Here is a 17,440-nt window from a genome sequence, read left to right on the forward strand (position 1 = left end):
TTGGGTAAATATTGTTCTTATTAAGGATTAACGCGTGATGAGCTGGAAACAATTATTGATGGCGGTTGAAACAGGTAAATATTGTTCTTATTAAGGATTAACGCTTTGTAGTTTTCCATGTGTTTACCTCCTAGGCTATTCCAGCCAGGTAAATATTGTTCTTATTAAGGATTAACGCTTTAACCAACTCCGATAACGTCTGACTTGCTTTTGGTAAATATTGTTCTTATTAAGGATTAACGCTCTGCTGCCTGATAATTTTTTGTCAGCAGGTATTTCGGTAAATATTGTTCTTATTAAGGATTAACGCGACAATCTTCATCCATTTACCTGTCAGAACGCCTTCATGGTAAATATTGTTCTTATTAAGGATTAACGCGTAATCTCTGCGCTGACCATGTGGCTCTGCGCTGTGGTAAATATTGTTCTTATTAAGGATTAACGCTAAAACTTTGGCGGTAAACACTGTGGCCGCTCACAATGGTAAATATTGTTCTTATTAAGGATTAACACCGCTCCAGTCACCTGCAGCTCTGACCCCATCCAGGGTAAATATTGTTCCTGTTCAGGGTTAACGAAGGAATGGTTCTGTCGGTACCAGTCTTCCGACAGCCATCAGAAAAAGACCACTCCGCAAGTTTCGGGTGGTCTCTCTTTCTGATATGGAATTTTCACATGATAATGGTCCGGTCCTCCGGTGCCCGTCCATAGGAGGTGGTGTTGAGGTCCTTGTCATTATACGTAAAGTAGAAAATCACCGAGTCCTTTTCCGAGGTCAGCTCCTTCAGCTCATTCTGGAGTACCCGGAACTGTTTCGGGGTCAGCACTCCCTGAAATACCGAATCCTGTACGTGGAACAGATAGCGTCGGAGCACTTTCATCAGCTTGACGCACTTTGCTGAATCCACATCATAGACACAGATAACGTTCATGCTTACCACCCGACTTCAAAGAAGCGCAGATCTGCCGAGTCTGGGTCCTGGATGAATCTGACCAGACGGTTGATGTCCCGCATCATGATGGATTTATAGGACAATGAGCGGCCGTCGATATTCACAGTTGTTTTGAGGAGCTGCTGGAAAGCTGCCACAAATATCCTGCTTCCATCTTTGTTCATGTAGCAGGAGTTTTCCTGCTGGTCAAAATGCTGACGCTTGATTTCCTTTTTACGGACCAGGCGCATCAGAAGCCGGTCAACAAGAAAAGGCTTGTAGATATCCGCCAGGTCATACTGGAGCGAAGCTCCTTTCTTGACCACGCTGTGAATGAACGAGATTTCCGGGACCAGGCGGCTTTGGTGAAGCATAGCCAGCAGCTGTCCGTACAGAAGGGTGTTACCATAGCTGATCATGGAGTTCACGGGGGTTGCAGGCGGCCGTTTTGACCTGTGGCCGAACCTGAATCCGCTTCCTGCAAGGATTATGTCGAATATCTGGTAATATTCAGACTTTGACTTTGCCTCCAGCAGCAGGATTTCCTCCACAGAGTCTGCTTCAGTCAGTTCGCCTTTCAGTCGCATCAGGCTGCTTATGACAGTATTCAAATCTTTGTCCTTTTTCTGATAGTACTTGCAGATATTGATCATATTCTGGAAGGCGGCTGACTGGATGCTTTTGGCAATCATCAGTCGGACAGATTCATTCTGAAAGGCATTGGCCTGGGCAATCAGGCAGGTCCCGGTCCTGGTCGTCACCGGAAGAAAACTTCCAATGCAGTCTCCGTAATAATTGAAGAAGAGCAGTGGAATCGAATGCCTGTTCAGCAGACCCAGCAGCCGTTTGTTGAATGTGATTTCTCCGAAACAGAAGATGGATTCTGTCTGCTCTATGGGAATCAGAATTTCTTCTCCGTCGGCGCTTTCCAGGGCGAGGGAACTGTCTTTACGTTTCAGCTCTCCGCTTTTGTACAGATAGACCGGGTTCATGAAAGAACCTGAATCATGCCGAATCCAGCAGGATTCTTGGCAGACAGACCTGCGCTCCAGATCAGCTGCAGCGTTTCGAAATTGGTCAGAACCTTCAGCTCGGCGGCGTAGGCGATATAGAACGTATTCTTAAAATGAACGATCCGCTTTCTGGCCTGCTTCACATCAGTGATGGAAAAAACAGGCACCTGACAGTAATTGAAGTAAGCCTGGCTTTTTTCCTGGATGTTCTGCAGACACAGTGTCTGGAATTCAGATTCTTCCGGAGAATAATACTGAAATTTGCCGTTTTCCGAGCGGTAGGCTGTGACAGGCGAAAGGGTCCTGATCGTGACTTCTTTTGTATCGGGAAACCAGGGCAGGTCTTCAATGGCCATGGCAGAAATTTCCAGTCTGTTTGTGCCAAGGCGCAGGGATCCGGCAGAAAGCCAGCGCTGATAAAGAGTCTCCAGAAAACCATTGGACAGGGAGCCGATATAAAACTCCAGCTTGCCGGAGTAGGTAATCTGCCGTTCATGGATATGGAAAGTCCCCAGCAAGTCGGAAAGGACAAACAGCTTGAAAGGCTTCGGCCCACTCTGATAACCGGTATTATGCAGGAAGGACCCGTACTCTTCGTTTTTGAATGAAGAATAGATGACACCCTGCAGCAAATTCTTGTAGTTCAAAGGCAGGGTGATCTGGTCTGAGTCAAGAATCACTTTCAGTCTCAAGCCGGCCACCTCCCATGAAATTCCATTTGCCGATTCCCGTCTCCAGCGCAAAAGCCGGAAGTTCCAGCTCCTTCACCTGACCGGCATAGCCCTTTGGACGTATTTCCCTTCCGCCGGTGCGGAAGCCTGGCATAGAAACCCGAACCGGGTTTTCCAGTCTGTTCCTTGCTGTCAGCGACAGGCCGATATCCGCCTGATACTTATCATTCCAGCAGGTAACCATTTCCTGCAGAACGGAAGAGATATCCGCAGATTCAACCGGTGTCAGAATACGGATGCCCTTTGCGGACAGGGGCGTTTCATCCATACTGGTTCTTTCAAACCCCTTAAGGATCATGGGGATGCCATGAAGATGAGAATGGCTTTGAAAGAAAAGCTCAATGAAGGGAAGAAAGCTGATCCCCGACCCGATGAAGAAAAAATTAAAATCCATCACTTCCCCGGGACCGGCTACCTGGTGATAAAACACAGAAGACCGGATCAACAGAGAGGGCGACCAGTCAAAGTTTCCGCCGCTGACCTGATGGTACTTGCAGAAACCCGATTCCGGACAATCGCGGCACTTCTTGTCTGCATTGAAGCAGGACAGCTTGCGGATATAGTTCATGATATCCCGGTACAGCATGAGCGATGGATTTTCGTGAAAGACAGCGCCTGCCGGAAAGCAGACACGGTAAGTTCCTTTGGTGATCATGGCCGGATTTCCAGAAATCCCAGCAGCCAGGCATTATCATAGTTCCAGAGAACAGTTCTGGTGGAGGGCATTTTCCGGGGATCCAGGCTGGCACCTTTTTTCGACCGGCCAAGGGGTGAAAAAGCCTGCTGAAAGTATTCGCTGTACAGGCGGAAAGATCGGGTCTTGACCAGCCAGCTGACGGTCTTGTAGAAATAATTGGTATATTTTCCCACCCGCAGGTAAACCGTATCCTCTGGGCTGGTTTCAATTTTGCGCTTCAAATCCTGGCAGAACGCATACAGATACTCAAACCCCTGGTCTTCGAAATACCTTTTCATGTCAGGGGTCAGGTCGCTTTGCAGCATATCCAGCGTATAGGATGTGCACGCCTTTTTAAGGTAGGAGTCATTGAAGGAATCCAGAACGAGGCTCTGAGCAGCGGTGGCATTTTCTCTCATGCGTTCCAGCTTTTTTTCGTCAAGTACGAACAGGGCTGGTCCCTGCGTTTCCTGGGCCGGAGAAATCACCTCTGTATAGGGAATCGGTATGTCATTCCGCTCGGTTTTGCCCAGACGGCATCCTTGCAGAACTTCCATGTTCCGGAAAGGAACGTCTTGGCAGATCAGGCAGCCAAACAGGTTCCGGAAAAACTCGTCCGACCCTTTCCGTTCCCCCAGCAAAGTGAGGATGAAGCCTTCTTTTACGGAACGGTTGCCCAGTTCCTGCAGAAACTGCGGCAGTTCGGGCTCGATCCGGTCGTAATGATCTTTCAGCAACTGGTACCGGAAGGCATTCTCAACGGCTCCTTTCAGCGTGGATCCCGGAATATAGGCTGTATCCAGCGTTTTGATCTGCTCACTGACGTTTTTATAAATGATTTCATCCGGGTACTCCACATTCAAAGCGCAGGTATAGATGGGATGAAGCTTGCCGAAATCCGTGAAAGACTGCAGCTGCCGGTAAACGGCTTCTTTCTTCTCCGGAGTCTTTCCCGCGTACCTGGCAAGATCCTCCAGCATCCGGGTGTTCAGCAGCTGCCTGGGCGGGATAGATTTCAGGATATTATCCGCCAGATAGCGGGAAATCCTGTTCCCGGACCAGTGATACTCGAACCCGGGAATTTCGTTGCCTGTGCCAATGTGGACAGGCGTAATCGTTTTGTAGATAGCCATCAGAATACAAACCCCATTCCATAGTGCCAGACGGTTTTTCCCTGCGACTCGTCCCTGACCAGCATCCCCGTCCAGCCTTTCCTGTTCACCGAGTTGATCAGGCTGCCGGGTGTCAGATACGTGTAACGACCGGTGAAATACCCGCCATTATAGGATTTTGACCCGCGGAAAACGGCCGACTGCAGCCCATAGCAGGACCGGTCCAGGTCTACCGCTTCATCAGGAACACAGTCGGACAGAAGATATTGTAGTTCGCCCGTGGTCTGCAGCCGGATTTCCTTCAAACCCAGCAGGGTGAACACATTCATCCCGACCGTACGTCGACTGCCCAGACCGAAGATTTCCAGTTTCATCAGCAAATCCTCGATTCTTTCTCGAGGCCAGTCGGACTTGATGTACAGGGAGAACTTCTGGGCGGGATCCGGATAGATGGTCTTTGTGTAAAACAGATCCTTTTCGGTCGTGGTGCCCCGGCTGCCGTTACGAGTCTGAAGAACAGTCTTCTGCCGGTAGTCTGATGTTTCCGAGCTCAGGCGCAGAATGCCCGATTCGAGAAGAGTGAAGCGCTCCGGGTTTGCAAGGAGGTCTTTCTGCAGCTGTTCAAACCTGTTGGGCAGGATATAATTCTCCAGGATTTTCCGGCTGACATAGCGGATTTTTTTATACTTCTTGTAACCGGCCATCGCCTGCAGTTTGTTTCGCGGATTGGAAGAGTGGACCGATTCATTGACAAAAGCCAGAGAGAAGATACTGCGCTTTGGCATGGGGAAAAGGTCTTCGGGAAACAGGGAGGAATGAACCATCAGCGGCTGGTCCTGAAAGGAATCCAGATATTCAGCCAGGGGCGCCTCTCCTTCCGTATCTGTCAGGATCTGGCAGATGGCTCCGAAAATCGTCTGAGCAGAGGGCAAATCTGTCAGGGCCGATCCCGCGCAGAAAGTGGCCTGATAGGTTTTCATCATGACACCTCTTCAAAGTCAGTGTCGTTAATGGCAATCTTTCCATAGCCTCTTGTTCCGCTTCCGCCCAGATAGCTGAGTTCCAGAAGACGGATTCCTTCTTCCAGGCCCCGGCGGAGCTCTTCTTCGTTGTCGCCGTCAAAAATCTGCAGGATGATCTCCCCCTCAAAAACGGCTGAGGCTGGAACCCGTTCAATGAAGCGCGGGTTTTCCGCTTTGCCCTTCAGTGGGTTGATTTTGTTTTCCGCCTTGATTTCCGTAAAATTGCCGGCTCCCAGATGCTGCTGCAGCCTGTCCCTGGACTCTGGGGTAAGAACCGCGTCCCGGAAAATGGCGCGGCTGACCTGAATGGGGTTCAAATCTTCCACCGGCTGAAAAAGACTCAGGAATACCTTGTTATCTTCAAGGGTATAGTCCTGTTCCTTTTCATCGATCTGACCGTATTTCATGGTGAGAACAGACCGGATCTTGCCTTTGATGCTGGAACCGGGGATATAGGGCTCACCCGTCATGGGGTTCTTGATGATTGTGGAATCCGCGCCGCCAATGTCGAATACATCGGTAGAACCGCCGATATGCAAACCGCTCAGCAGTTCCAGTTCATAGTTCATTCGCAGTATTTTCTTAAGCATTATGATCTCCTCCCGGACTTGTTTTTGTTCTGTTCCTCTTCATATTTGTGATAGGCGACGATGCTTGTCATCAGGCTGTCGAAGACTGAAATGTCTTCCGGACCCTTCAGCGTTTCTTCGGAAATGTTTGCCTTCAGAAAGAGGTACAAGGGCTTCACTGCCGGAAGACGGCCGGCGTTGTAGGCGGACATGGGCAGCAGCATGAAAAGTACATTTCTGGCTTCGTTGAACCTGGAACCGCCACTTTCCATGATTGTCACAGCCTGCTTGGCCTGAGAGAGCACTTTTCTCAGCTGGTGCGTGGTGATTTTGGCTCCCACAAACTGCCTGGCTGTTTTCTGGGCGACCCCGTCTGTGAGGTACAGCTTCGCTTTGTCTTTGTACTGAACGGAAAGAGGGACCGTGACCGTTTCGAATGAAACAGCATTGTTCCTCTGGTTGTTGTAATTTCCCGGATTCCGGTTGTAGCCGTGATCGTTTCTGTATTTGTTATCCTGGTAAGCCATATTCTATTCCTCTCTTGTTTCCATGATGGCGAGTTTCATGATCAGGACCAGCCGGCGAAGGGCAGGCATGTCCTCCGGTGACCGGATGGCGGAAATCTCACGCACCCAGTGGTTTCTGCAGCCCGGATCCTGCACTGTCCGTGACAGGCTGTACAGCAGAACAGGGACCCGCCGGCTGAATTCGTTGAAGTCATCCACGTCCAGGACGCTCATCAGCCGGTAAAAATTTGTCCTGGAGATCCTGCTTTCCCGGATATCCCCGCGACAGGCGTCCACTGTCTGCAGAAGCCCGTGATACTGACTGAATGGAATGGAAGTGGACAGCAGTGTCAGGCTGTTTTTATCCGGCATAGACTTGGACAGCTCCAGCTGACCTTCCGCTTTCTGAATGCCAAACCGGACGGGTTCCTGGGGCCTTTGAATGAATACACCGCCGGAAATGGTCAGGTTTTCGTTGTGCGTGAATTCCAGAAATTTGCTGTGGATTTCATCCGCAAGCCGCAGGATACCGGCAGCTGGGCCAATGATCACCAGGTCATCGCCGCCGGCGTAGTCAATGTAAAACATGGTATCCGTTGCTGAGTCCAGATCCGGATTGACGGCGAGACTCACGTCCTGACAGATTTCCGGCAGTTGCTTGCCGAAGAAGACTTCCATCAGCCGGCTGAGGGTCAGGAATTTCGAGATAGACCTGGTTTCCCTGGGCAATCCGTAGGCGAAAATCGCTCCCAGGTTGTCGACATCCATTTTCAGGATGGCCAGCTTGGGATCTCCCCAGTTGGCTTCAGGAGCCAGTTTCGCGATTTCCTCAAAATTCTGAATCCGGAGAGATTTTCCATTGGGGTACAGAGGCACATCATTGGCGATATAGCGGGTCAGGCCCAGGCGGCTCCGGTTGATGGTTTCCACATAGCTGAAGCTGTCATGCAGGGATTCCAGCCCTTTTGTGTTGACCAGAGAGAAAGAGGCCGGCCCTATATCGAAGGTGACACCGTCTTTGTCATCCAGCTCAGGCTGTCCAGAATACGAGAAAACGACATACAGGTCGTCGTTTTTCACGAAGAAATCCGACAGCCGGGTGATGATGTCGCAGATCGGACAGATATCCTGAGTGGTGAAAACATGCTCGCAAAGAGGGCACAGCTTCTGTGTCGAAGGTTCTTCATGGAACAGTTCGGATTCTGCAATCTCCGAGAATTTTCTGGTCTTTTCTTCCTCCAGAATGGATTTCAGCTCGATTGCCTTGTCCGGCTTGAAGCGGATGAATTCATCCCGGGTCACCCGGATGGAGGCATAGACATAGGTGATATCCGTGTGAAAGATATCGAAGAGATCCCTGAGGAGCTGCTGCGATGTGGCTTTCAGCTTCCTGTCATAGTCCTCCGTGTCCGGGAGCAGGAGCAGGGCGCCGCCTCCGGTGCTGAAGAGAATATTGGCCTGTGTCATCCCGAAAGCATGCAGATAGGCGTGGACAATGAAATCCGTCACCAGGCTGATGAAGAGCGAGCGGCCTCGAAGCGCTTTGGCAATGCCTGTTTTCTGCTGGCCGCCCTCTGTGACCTGGAAGATGAAGTTCTGAATTCCGGAGATGTCAAACTCCAGCAGCCGGAAGCAGTCCGAGTCCGAAGCCGCATAGCAGGAGCCAATCGCGGCTGTCAGTTTTGAATGGTCGTACAGACTGACAAACGTCCTGTCCCCTTCATAAGTGGATGCAGGGACCAGGGAAGCATATTCATAGAGAAGACCCAAGATCCGGTCAAAGGAATGCCGGTCGCGGCTGCTCAGTCCCTGGGGCTCTGCCAGGATTTCATCAATCAGCTGCTGATAGAGTCCGGCGTACTCTTCCGCCGCTTCCTTTTTGGAGGAAACGGGCAGACCGGTCTCCGGACTGGAGGAGCTGCTCAGCGTTGACAGGCGGAATTTGGAATCCTTTCTGTTTTGGCCGAAGTCTATTTCAGAAAAAATGCTGTTGAGCCGGACCTGCTGGAAGGAACTTTTCTCCCCCGTGGCCTGGTCGGTGTCACCGATATCATCATCACGGTCGATTTGCGCAGCGAGGCGGTCCGCATCCTGAATGTAACCGGAGAGCGGCTGGTTCAGAGGCGGGTTCAAGTGATGGGAGCTGACGGCAGCTTCAAATTTGCTGTCCTGTTTCAGAATGTCCTGCAGAAACCGGCTGGTATATCCGGCATGCAGGTGGGTATGATAGCCGCCCTTGTGCACAGGGGTCATGTATTTCTCCTGCTCTGTCAGGTCGGAACGGGTCAGGGTCCGCTGTCCCATCTTGCCGATATCATGCAGCAGACCGCCCAGAGCGGCATCCAGAATATTTTGAGAGATCATGGTCACTCCTTCCTAGAGCGCATCCACAATGGAGAGCATTTTTTCAGTCAGATATGGCAGGCGCTCCTTGTTTTTAAGGGTGTTGCCGTGGTTGATGGGGTTTCGAACCTCGCTGAAAAAGTCCAGAATGGTTTGTTGTGCTTCCGGGTTGCCGGTGACGAACCGTATTTTCTTCACACCGGCACCGGAGAACGGGACATAGCTTTCCATGTCATACCATTTGGGCGGTACGTAGTCTTTGCCGAGAATCAGCGAGTCGCGGATGTATTGAGAGCAGGTATAGCCGAAATCTTTCCTAAGCCAGTCCGGAAGATGCAGCAGGCTGGCCACCTCAGCCATGGAAGATTTGGGAGAGATATTGCCCAGAGCAGTCCGAATCAGTTCTTCCCGGAAAAATTCATCCGTGAATGTCACGGCGTTCTGGAATCTGTGGTGAGCCAGAAGAACCCGAATCAGGGCTGATTTCTGATCCTTCGTTTTCGGATGTGACAGCACGCCCCGAAGCTTTTCACTGATTTTCTGCGTCAGAGGAAGCAGCATGAAATATTTGTCCGGGTCCTTCGTAAGACTGCGTGCGGTTTCCGTGATGCGCTGAGCGATGTTTAGACAGGCGTCGAACTCGCACAGTTCCAGCATTTCATTGAAATCAGCCAGTCTTTGCAGAAACAGCTCCACTTTCTGATCTGTCGTAACAAATCCTTCCCAGTCTGCAACCTGGGCTGTCAGGGACTGGTCGAACTGCGAGAGAAGGCTGCTGATTTTCTGCGTCTCATAATCATTCAGCACATCGGTGATGCAGCATTCTTCCTGAGCCGATTCGTAGTATTTCATCATCCCATAATAGATGTGCCTGATTTTCGTGTTCTTCATCTGCTCGGCATAGCGCAGGGCGAAGAGGAATTTCATTGGCAGATGGCGGAAAGAGTGCGTTACGTCGAAGAGAGCTTCCCCATCCTGTTTCAAGTGTTCCTGAAGAAGTTTTACAAAGTCTTCGGTGTCCACATCCGCAGGCAGCATGATTTCCGTGATTTTCACATCCGGAAGCAGCGCCCGGAGTTCAGGAAATGTTTTCTCCTTAACTTCCGGCGTGATAAAGACCAGAACCTCGGAAATTTCATCTGCATGTTTTTTGTATATGACTTCCTGCAGGTAGCGCGCTATTTCAATCTCTTCAGGTTCGTTTTCAAAATAGGTGCAGGCTTCCCGGTAGCCGTTTTTGCCGCCTGTACCCAAAAATGTAAAATATTGCATAACATTCCTTTCCTGGACTTTCTTCTAAAAGGGCAGAGCCCGATTAAGTAATAGACTCATTAGTATGTCACAAGGACAAATAACATTATAGCTTACCGCAGTTCAATGTTCTCTGTATTTTAAGCGCTTTCAACAGAAAGAGATAACGAACGAAAGACAATTCAGTTTAGTCTTAAAGTGATTTATCGACAATTACATAAAAACAAGCCGGAATTGGAGCAAATATAAGCCTGTTTTTCCATCAGCGTCGATTGAAATGGGCTTATAATCCTCTTGTACCAGCCTTTTTTGCAGCAGGAAACTGGTTTTGTTCATGTATGGGAAACAAAAGGAAGGGAACTGTCTGCGATAAGTCAGGTAAATATTGTTCTTATTAAGGATTAACGCTAACCAAGACTTTTCCATCTTTGTGGTAAACTGTGATATTTGGTAAATATTGTTCTTATTAAGGATTAACGCCGTCAAAGAGATATTCACGGATCTTTACGTCTTGTGTGGTAAATATTGTTCTTATTAAGGATTAACGCCCGCCATTTCTGCAATTTCCTAAGCGTCTTCCGGGTAAATATTGTTCTTATTAAGGATTAACGCATGTTTTCTTTATCAGTCGCTTTAGCAAAGTTGTAAGGTAAATATTGTTCTTGTTAAGGATTAACGCGGTACATAACTGCATTTTCTACAGTCTCATAGGTTGTGGTAAATATTATTCTTATTAAGGATTAACGCTTCCACATTTCATAGGCAGCAGATTCCATCTTGTACGGTAAATATTGTTCTTATTAAGGATTAACGCTGGAAATCACGTCTTTCCATCCATCGGAATGCTTGTCCGGTAAATATTGTTCTTATTAAGGATTAACGCGTCATAGTTTCGAGGGTTTTGAGCTCTCTGAAGAGCGGTAAATATTGTTCTTATTAAGGATTAACGCCAGTTATAGGCTTTGATAGCCTTAGCCACAAGGTCAGTGGTAAATACTGTTCTTATTAAGGATTAACGCGACAAATCCGTACCACTTATAACTGAAGACAACGTGGTAAATATTGTTCCTATTAAGGATTAAGGATTAACGCGGTTCCTCCGGCACTTCGGGAATATCTGGTTCTTCAAAAATATTGTTCTTGTTGAAACGGGTAGATCCGGCCTTAGATGGAGGCGGATCTGCCTTGTTTTCTCGTTCGCTGCCGGTTGCGGCCATTCGAAACATGAAAAAGCCAGCCAGGACTCTCCCTTAAGAGAAAGTGCCGGCTGGCTCTTTTCACTTGCTTTGTTCCAGGCTTGACTGCTTAAAAGTGCTCCTTGTTGGCAATCATCGACTGCAGCTTCACCGCGATTTTGTTCTGAACTGTCCCGAGCTCCCGGGACCGCGGGTCCTCCTGCACGATGTGCAGGGCTGTCGGCAGTCCGATGATGTTCAGCATCTCGAAAGGCCCGTAAGGAGTGCCGGTCTCCGTCTTGATCCCCAGGCCAGGTCGATGGCCTGGGGATCGGCAATTCCCTCTGCCACCAGGGTCTAGGCCACATTCAGGAACGGAATGAGCAGCGAATTCAGGAGATATCCCGCATGCTCTTTGTTCATGACAATGGGGCACATCCCCATCTTCAGGGCATAGTCCTTCGCTTTTTCCGTCGTGCCAGGCGCTGTCAGCATCGACGGCATGATTTCACAGAGATTCTCCTGCCAGATCATGTTGGCGAAGTGCATCGCCAGAAAGTTTTCGGGGTATGACACATCCGGAGTCATCTGCGAAGGCAGCAGCGAGGAGTTATTCGTCGCGACCACTATCTCCTTTGTGATGAAGGGCGCCGCCTTTTTGAAGAAATCCTGCTTCGTGCTCAGCACTTCCGGCAGGCACTCGTTCACCAGGCCCGCATCGGCTAGCGCTTTTGCCAGATCCGCTTCATAGTCGATCTTGTCTCCGGCAGACTTGATCACCTGCACTGAATCTCTCAGACCCGCAAGGGCCGGCGGCAACTGTCCTGACTGGACGGCACTGTATATCTGTTCAAGTTTTTCAATCCGGGGCTTTGTCCGGGTAATGGAAGAAACTGTGTGTATCCGGAACGTCATATCAAATCCGCATATCGCACCCTTGGTAGTCGATCTGGCTTCCAAGGGTGCCGCCTCCGGCAACTGTGGAACTGGTCCAGATTCGTATCGGCACTGTAGCCCAGGGCTACGCCCATCGCGATTACATATTCTTCATCGATACCCAGATCCTCTGCAAGAAGGTCGAGGTACTTCACCAGTTCATAGGCTGGCATGAAACCGATACCGAGATTCCGTGCGCTGAGCATCAGTCCATAGCCGAAGGATCCCAGGTCATACACAGATCAGGGAGTGGAGTTTTTGTGAATCGCCAGATAGGTAACGGTCGGGGCATCGAAGAGATTGGCATTCACCTTGGAGAAAGCGGGTAACTTCTACCCCATGAAGTCTTCGCGCTTGACGTCCCCAGTCGGCCATGATGTGTCGGGGCTGTTTTGCCCACTCTGTCAGGTGCATTACGCGGAAGAATGAGTGACCGTAATCTCCCTCTTTGTCCATTTCTTCATGACGGGCGCGGATCCTGGCCAGTGTATCTCCGGTTGCGATATACACCTTCCATGCCTGCGCATTGGCCCAGCTGGGGGCTTTGCCTGCCTGCGTCACAATGGTTTTCAGATTATCTTCGCTGACAGTTCTGATGATGGTTGCTGGGGGGCTCAGCCCTTTTTCAGTTTTTGCGAAAGCCAGGGATTACCGCCATTTTACCGCCAAATGGCGGTAAAATGGCGGTAATTCATTATAAAAGGAGGCGGCTGCCTCCTCAATTGATTATTCGGTTGTCTCGTCCTTCACGTTTCTGTCACGCATCAGATACGCGAGAATGTTTTTTCGCGTCACGATCCCTATGAATATATTGCGGTCATCCACTACAGGCACGAAGTTCTGTTCAAGGCTTGCAGCCAGAAGCTCCCCCATACTGACATTGAATGGAACAGCGTGCATGAACCCCGGCCGAAGAATCTCGCCGATGGTGATAGTATCCAGGTCCGTGTCCGGATGGTCTGTCAGGTAGTAGAGAAAATCGCCTTCCGTGACGGCGCCTTTGTACTCTCCATCCGGCGCGACCACCGGCACCGATGTGTAGCCATGTTCACGCATGAGCCACATCCCATCGCGGAGACTCAGGTTGTCATAGAGAAAGCTTGTTTGCTTCTTGTTCGTGAGGAAAAAGAACAGATTCTGTCCCAAAAGAGACACCCCCTTAAAACACTTTCATTGTACGGCAGGGTTGTCTGTCTTTTATATCCGGTCTGTGTGAAATTGTCGCAAAGGTGAAGAGAGACGGAAAGAGGAAGGATTCTGCATGACTGATGAATCCGGATGGACAGGGCCTGTCACGATCCCCTCCTAAGCAGACCTGACCTTAGAATAATTTACGGACAGTCCATTTAGAGATTCTAAGAATACCGGTATCTATGTCATAGAACTACAATCACTATGAAAGAGGAAAATCTATGGCAAAGAAACGTAAAACATTTACAGATGAATTCAAGCAGGATGCGGTTCAATTTTTGACTAACCATCCAGAAATGACCGTTATAGAATGTGCTGAAACACTTGGTGTAGGCCGCAGCACCCTGGAAAGATGGAGGGCAGATTTCAACCGATCCGGTCTTTCAGCTGTGACAGCTCATAATAATGACAAGGAAGAAAAAGACCTTCTCAAAGAAAATGTCAGGCTTCAACGAGAACTCAGGGACTCACAGGAGGCTTTGAAGATTCTAAAAAAAGCCATAAGCATTCTGGGAAACTGAAGCAGGTCGAATACGAACTTGTTGCCGAGGATCATAAAGCTGGAATCCAATTCTCGGTATCCAGGGTGCTTCATAAACTTGGTCTTTCAAGATCTGGCTATTACGACTATTTAAAGCGGAAACCCAGCCACCAGGAAAAGCGCAGGCATGATGTGAAAAAGGCCATCCTTCAGATTTATGAAGACAGCCACGAAAACTACGGAGCGCCAAAAATCGCTAAAATCCTGAACTCAGGAGGGATCTCCATTACAGAAAGGACCGTTGGTGTTTATATGCGTCAAATGGGGATCCGAGCACAGTGGGTCAAGCCTCATACACAAACCACAATACGAAGTGATTTCAGTGGAAATCTGAAGAATCTTCTGGATAGAAACTTCTCTCCGGCTCACCCAAACTGCGTATGGTGCACAGATATCACCTATATCCACACAAAGCTGGACGGATTCGTTTACCTTGCCTGCATCATGGATCTGTATTCCAGAAGGATCATTTCCTGGAAGCTTACAAAAACGCTGGACACAGGTCCAATTCTGAAATCGATCGAAGAAGCCAGAAAACGCCGGCCGTCCCAGGAACCGATAATGATTCATACGGACCGAGGAATCCACTATACCTGTGATCTGTACAGAAAACTGACCAGAGGAATGATTCGCAGTTATTCAGCAAAAGGAGTTCCGTATGACAACGCCTGTATTGAATCATTCCACTCCCTGATCAAGAGGGAATGGCTGAGCAGGTTCGATATACAGAACTACAGGCATGCATACCGACTGGTGAGTCAGTATATAGATGACTGGTACAACCCTGAACGGATACACAGCCACTGTGGATATATGTCCCCAGCAGAATATGAAGTAATGTTCCAAAGGACCAGCACTGACTGAGAAAGAATTCTGGAGCGCCCTTTACAGTGGGCTATCCCCTGGTAGACTGATGAGCCTTCAGCCAAGAACTGTCAGATATTGACTCTTTGGATGAAGGCAAGAGAAAGGGGTCCAGGGGATAGTGGGCCCCACTGTCAAGGGAGGAAGCGGAGGAAATCTTTCGTAGAATTGGCAGTATCTGCCGACTCTCTAAAATCAGTGTCCGTTTTCTTGACATAGGACCAACCCGTCTTTCCGGAGGGCGCATTATCAAACCAGCTTTCCCGAGTGAGCCAGGAAAGCTGGTTTTTTTTCTTCATGTATAAAGAGAGAGACAGAGCAAATTCAGAATCATTGAGTTTTTATACCCCCGTATAACGGTTGGGGGTATAAAAGGGTATAATGAGATTGGAATTTGAAGCGGAGGAGGGCAGACATGAGCACAGCAGATGAACTCAGGGCCAGAATCGCAGAACTTCCCAGGGGAGGCCTGACTGTAAAGAATGTGAACGGGCACAGGTATCACTATCACCGGATCGTGGAGAATGGAAAACGCAGAGAGATTTATGTACCGGAGGCGGAGGTTCCGGTTCTGTCTGAGGAAATCCACGAACGCAGGAAGCTGGAAAAGCAACTGCGGCAGCTGACCGGAAAGAATCCAGGACGGTCTGAATCAGAAGAATTTCTCTGTACAGTTTTGACAGGCAAAGCTCTGAAATCCTTTGTGGAGCCGGTGAAAGGCTGGAATAAACGGACCTGTTTCAGTCAGCTGCAGGAGTATGTGTCCAGTCCTCCACAGGATAAAGTCCTGATTCTCTGCGGCCTGCGGCGAACCGGGAAAACCACAATGCTGCGGCAGCTGATTGCAGAGATGAAAGAAGATGAGCTGAACCGGACTGCCTATGTACAGCTGGTGCCTGGACGAACGCTGGCCGATCTGAATCGTGATCTGAAGCGCATGCAGTCCCTGGGAATCACCGTTGTGCTGATTGACGAAGTGACCCTTATTTCAGACTTTATTGACGGAGCAGCTCTTTTGCCGGACATTTTCGCCTCATCGGGCATGCATATTGTGCTTTCCGGTACAGATTCTCTTTCTTTTATGCTGGCCCATTCTGGTCAGCTGTATGACAGATGCCGGATCATTCATACAACCTGGATTTCTTTTGGTGAGTTTGCCCGGGTTCTGGGAATCCGGGATGTGGATACGTATATCCGGTATGGGGGGACGATGACTATGTCAGGGACCCGCTATAATCCAGAAGACTCGGCTTTCAGGTCTTTACGGGCGGCAGATGAATATGTGGATTCGGCTATTGCGGACAACATTCAGCATTCATTGCGGTGCTGGCAGAATGGCGGTCACTTCCGCAATCTGCAGGACCTGTATGAACAGGGAGAACTGACAGGGGCTGTGAACCGGATCATTGAGGATGTGAATCACCGCTTCACGATTGAAGTGCTGACCAGGGCGTTTCAGTCTCATGACCTTGCCTTATCCGCCAGAAATCTCCGAAAGGATCGAAAAAAACCCAATGATATTCTGGACCACATCGACAGACAGGCAGTAACAGACAGGCTGAAGGAGTGGCTGATGATTGCGGAAGAGGAAGAGATGACGGTGGGAATCGAGCAGGTACACTGTCAGGAGATTCATGAATATCTGGAAACTCTGGACTTGATCCAGGAAGTGGAAATCCGAACCATACCCCAGTCTTGCCGAAAGCGGTATCGAACACTTGTTTCCCAGCCGGGACTCAGGTATGCACAGGCTTCTGCCTTGATTCAGGCACTGTCGGAGGATCCCGTTATTGAAACTTTGAATATCCGTGAACGCAGCGCTTTGAAGCAGCGGATACTCAGCGAGATCCAGGGCCGGATGCTGGAAGACATAGTCCTGCTGGAAACGAAGATGCACTGGCCCGAAAAGGAAGTCTTCGTACTGCAGTTTGCCCTTGGAGAATTTGACATGGTGATCTTTGACCCGGAGAAACTGGAATGTGAAGTATTTGAAATCAAGCACAGTCAGGTGCGGACAAGAGAGCAGGCCAGGCATCTGCTGGATCCGGAGAACCGTCGAAAGACGGAATTCAGATACGGTCCCATTACACGCAAAACGGTTCTGTATCGGGGAGAAACCTGTGAAGAGGATGGAATTCGATATCAGAATGTGGAAGAGTACCTGATGCAGGCAGGTTGATGGACAATCGTCAGCCAGTTTCCCGGGCAGCTGTCCGCAGCGCAGAAAACCCGCTGACGAAAAATGCAGCCTGAGAATGGTGGTTCAGGACAGAGATAATGGATTGTTACGAACACGAATAGGGAAAAAAGAAGTCCTGCATAGGACTGACAAACTCTGCCTCAGAAGGACAGTAAAAGGCTCAGCGGTCATCAACCGATGTGCTGTTAAATCAATAACCTTGGTGATCTAACGATCATCCAGAGCATGGTCGGTCTGCTACACTGATCGTGCTTTTTGTTGCACCAGCCAGTTTGATGGACAGTGGAACACTGTACATCAAACCCGCTGCTGCAGGTGAGTTCTGAGAACAGCAGCTGCTGTCAGATACAGTGGATTGTTTAGATTGGGAAGAAAAAA

The 17,440-nt window shown here is 49.4% G+C and carries 17 protein-coding genes and 2 CRISPR repeat arrays (1 of these 19 only partly in view); of the genes, 3 read left to right on the plus strand and 14 right to left on the minus strand.

Annotated features, from left to right (window positions below):
* Positions 1 to 578: direct repeats of the CRISPR family, unit length 31 nt; unit sequence GGTAAATATTGTTCTTATTAAGGATTAACGC (it extends 1,494 nt beyond the left edge of the window).
* A gap of 93 nt (positions 579 to 671) precedes the next feature.
* The 14 genes from cas2 to aalo17_RS00715 form a co-directional block, all read right to left on the minus strand.
* Positions 672 to 932 (minus strand): CRISPR-associated endonuclease Cas2, encoded by a 261-nt coding sequence (gene cas2, locus aalo17_RS00650; protein ID WP_067554201.1) that lies wholly within the window; start codon positions 930 to 932, stop codon positions 672 to 674.
* Between the two features lie 2 nt (positions 933 to 934).
* Positions 935 to 1,924: a CRISPR-associated endonuclease Cas1 gene (gene cas1, locus aalo17_RS00655; protein WP_067554204.1), complete on the minus strand. Its 990-nt coding sequence runs from the start codon at positions 1,922 to 1,924 to the stop codon at positions 935 to 937.
* Positions 1,921 to 2,637 carry a CRISPR-associated endoribonuclease Cas6 gene (gene cas6, locus aalo17_RS00660; RefSeq protein ID WP_158507653.1) on the minus strand — a complete coding sequence of 239 codons (717 nt, stop codon included), beginning with the start codon at positions 2,635 to 2,637 and terminating at the stop codon, positions 1,921 to 1,923. The genes cas1 and cas6 overlap by 4 nt, the downstream gene beginning before the upstream one ends.
* Complete coding sequence (locus tag aalo17_RS00665) at positions 2,615 to 3,331, minus strand: hypothetical protein (protein WP_067554210.1); 717 nt, start codon at positions 3,329 to 3,331, stop codon at positions 2,615 to 2,617. Before aalo17_RS00665 ends, cas6 begins: the two co-directional genes overlap by 23 nt.
* Positions 3,328 to 4,485, minus strand: a complete 1,158-nt coding sequence (csm5, locus tag aalo17_RS00670) for a type III-A CRISPR-associated RAMP protein Csm5 (protein ID WP_067554213.1) — start codon at positions 4,483 to 4,485, stop codon at positions 3,328 to 3,330. Before csm5 ends, aalo17_RS00665 begins: the two co-directional genes overlap by 4 nt.
* Positions 4,485 to 5,447: a type III-A CRISPR-associated RAMP protein Csm4 gene (csm4, locus tag aalo17_RS00675; RefSeq protein ID WP_067554215.1), complete on the minus strand. Its 963-nt coding sequence runs from the start codon at positions 5,445 to 5,447 to the stop codon at positions 4,485 to 4,487. The genes csm5 and csm4 overlap by 1 nt, the downstream gene beginning before the upstream one ends.
* Positions 5,444 to 6,076, minus strand: a complete 633-nt coding sequence (gene csm3 / locus aalo17_RS00680) for a type III-A CRISPR-associated RAMP protein Csm3 (RefSeq protein WP_067554218.1) — start codon at positions 6,074 to 6,076, stop codon at positions 5,444 to 5,446. Before csm3 ends, csm4 begins: the two co-directional genes overlap by 4 nt.
* The gene (csm2, locus tag aalo17_RS00685; protein ID WP_067554221.1) at positions 6,076 to 6,582 is read right to left on the minus strand and encodes a type III-A CRISPR-associated protein Csm2; all 507 of its coding nucleotides are present in this window, start codon (positions 6,580 to 6,582) and stop codon (positions 6,076 to 6,078) included. The genes csm3 and csm2 overlap by 1 nt, the downstream gene beginning before the upstream one ends.
* 3 nt (positions 6,583 to 6,585) lie before the next feature.
* Positions 6,586 to 8,925, minus strand: coding sequence for a type III-A CRISPR-associated protein Cas10/Csm1 (gene cas10, locus aalo17_RS00690; RefSeq protein ID WP_067554224.1), 2,340 nt, complete (start codon positions 8,923 to 8,925; stop codon positions 6,586 to 6,588).
* Between the two features lie 12 nt (positions 8,926 to 8,937).
* A complete protein-coding gene (locus aalo17_RS00695; protein WP_067554228.1) occupies positions 8,938 to 10,176 on the minus strand; it encodes a CRISPR-associated DxTHG motif protein in 1,239 nt (412 codons plus the stop codon).
* Between the two features lie 356 nt (positions 10,177 to 10,532).
* Positions 10,533 to 11,240: direct repeats of the CRISPR family, unit length 31 nt; unit sequence GGTAAATATTGTTCTTATTAAGGATTAACGC.
* Positions 11,241 to 11,460: 220 nt separating this feature from the next.
* A complete protein-coding gene (locus aalo17_RS13145; protein WP_257721848.1) occupies positions 11,461 to 11,595 on the minus strand; it encodes a hypothetical protein in 135 nt (44 codons plus the stop codon).
* A 92-nt stretch (positions 11,596 to 11,687) separates the two neighbouring features.
* Positions 11,688 to 12,290: a 3-hydroxyacyl-CoA dehydrogenase NAD-binding domain-containing protein gene (locus aalo17_RS00705; RefSeq protein WP_067554235.1), complete on the minus strand. Its 603-nt coding sequence runs from the start codon at positions 12,288 to 12,290 to the stop codon at positions 11,688 to 11,690.
* 207 nt (positions 12,291 to 12,497) lie between these two features.
* Positions 12,498 to 12,911: a nitroreductase family protein gene (locus aalo17_RS13250; protein ID WP_082743154.1), complete on the minus strand. Its 414-nt coding sequence runs from the start codon at positions 12,909 to 12,911 to the stop codon at positions 12,498 to 12,500.
* Between the two features lie 81 nt (positions 12,912 to 12,992).
* Positions 12,993 to 13,412, minus strand: a complete 420-nt coding sequence (locus aalo17_RS00715; protein WP_067554240.1) for a CBS domain-containing protein — start codon at positions 13,410 to 13,412, stop codon at positions 12,993 to 12,995.
* Between the two features lie 266 nt (positions 13,413 to 13,678).
* Here aalo17_RS00715 and aalo17_RS00720 point away from each other — a divergent pair, with 266 nt between their 5' ends.
* From aalo17_RS00720 to aalo17_RS00730, 3 genes are all read left to right on the plus strand, one after another.
* Positions 13,679 to 13,978, plus strand: coding sequence for a transposase (locus aalo17_RS00720; RefSeq protein WP_067554245.1), 300 nt, complete (start codon positions 13,679 to 13,681; stop codon positions 13,976 to 13,978).
* Positions 13,975 to 14,862, plus strand: a complete 888-nt coding sequence (locus tag aalo17_RS00725) for an IS3 family transposase (RefSeq protein ID WP_067554248.1) — start codon at positions 13,975 to 13,977, stop codon at positions 14,860 to 14,862. The genes aalo17_RS00720 and aalo17_RS00725 overlap by 4 nt, the downstream gene beginning before the upstream one ends.
* A 415-nt stretch (positions 14,863 to 15,277) precedes the next feature.
* The gene (locus aalo17_RS00730; protein ID WP_067554251.1) at positions 15,278 to 17,041 is read left to right on the plus strand and encodes an AAA family ATPase; all 1,764 of its coding nucleotides are present in this window, start codon (positions 15,278 to 15,280) and stop codon (positions 17,039 to 17,041) included.
* Positions 17,042 to 17,440: the final 399 nt, after the last annotated feature.

Source organism: Faecalibaculum rodentium, from assembly GCF_001564455.1.
In the GTDB taxonomy this organism is placed as follows: Bacteria; Bacillota_I; Bacilli_A; order Erysipelotrichales; family Erysipelotrichaceae; genus Faecalibaculum; species Faecalibaculum rodentium.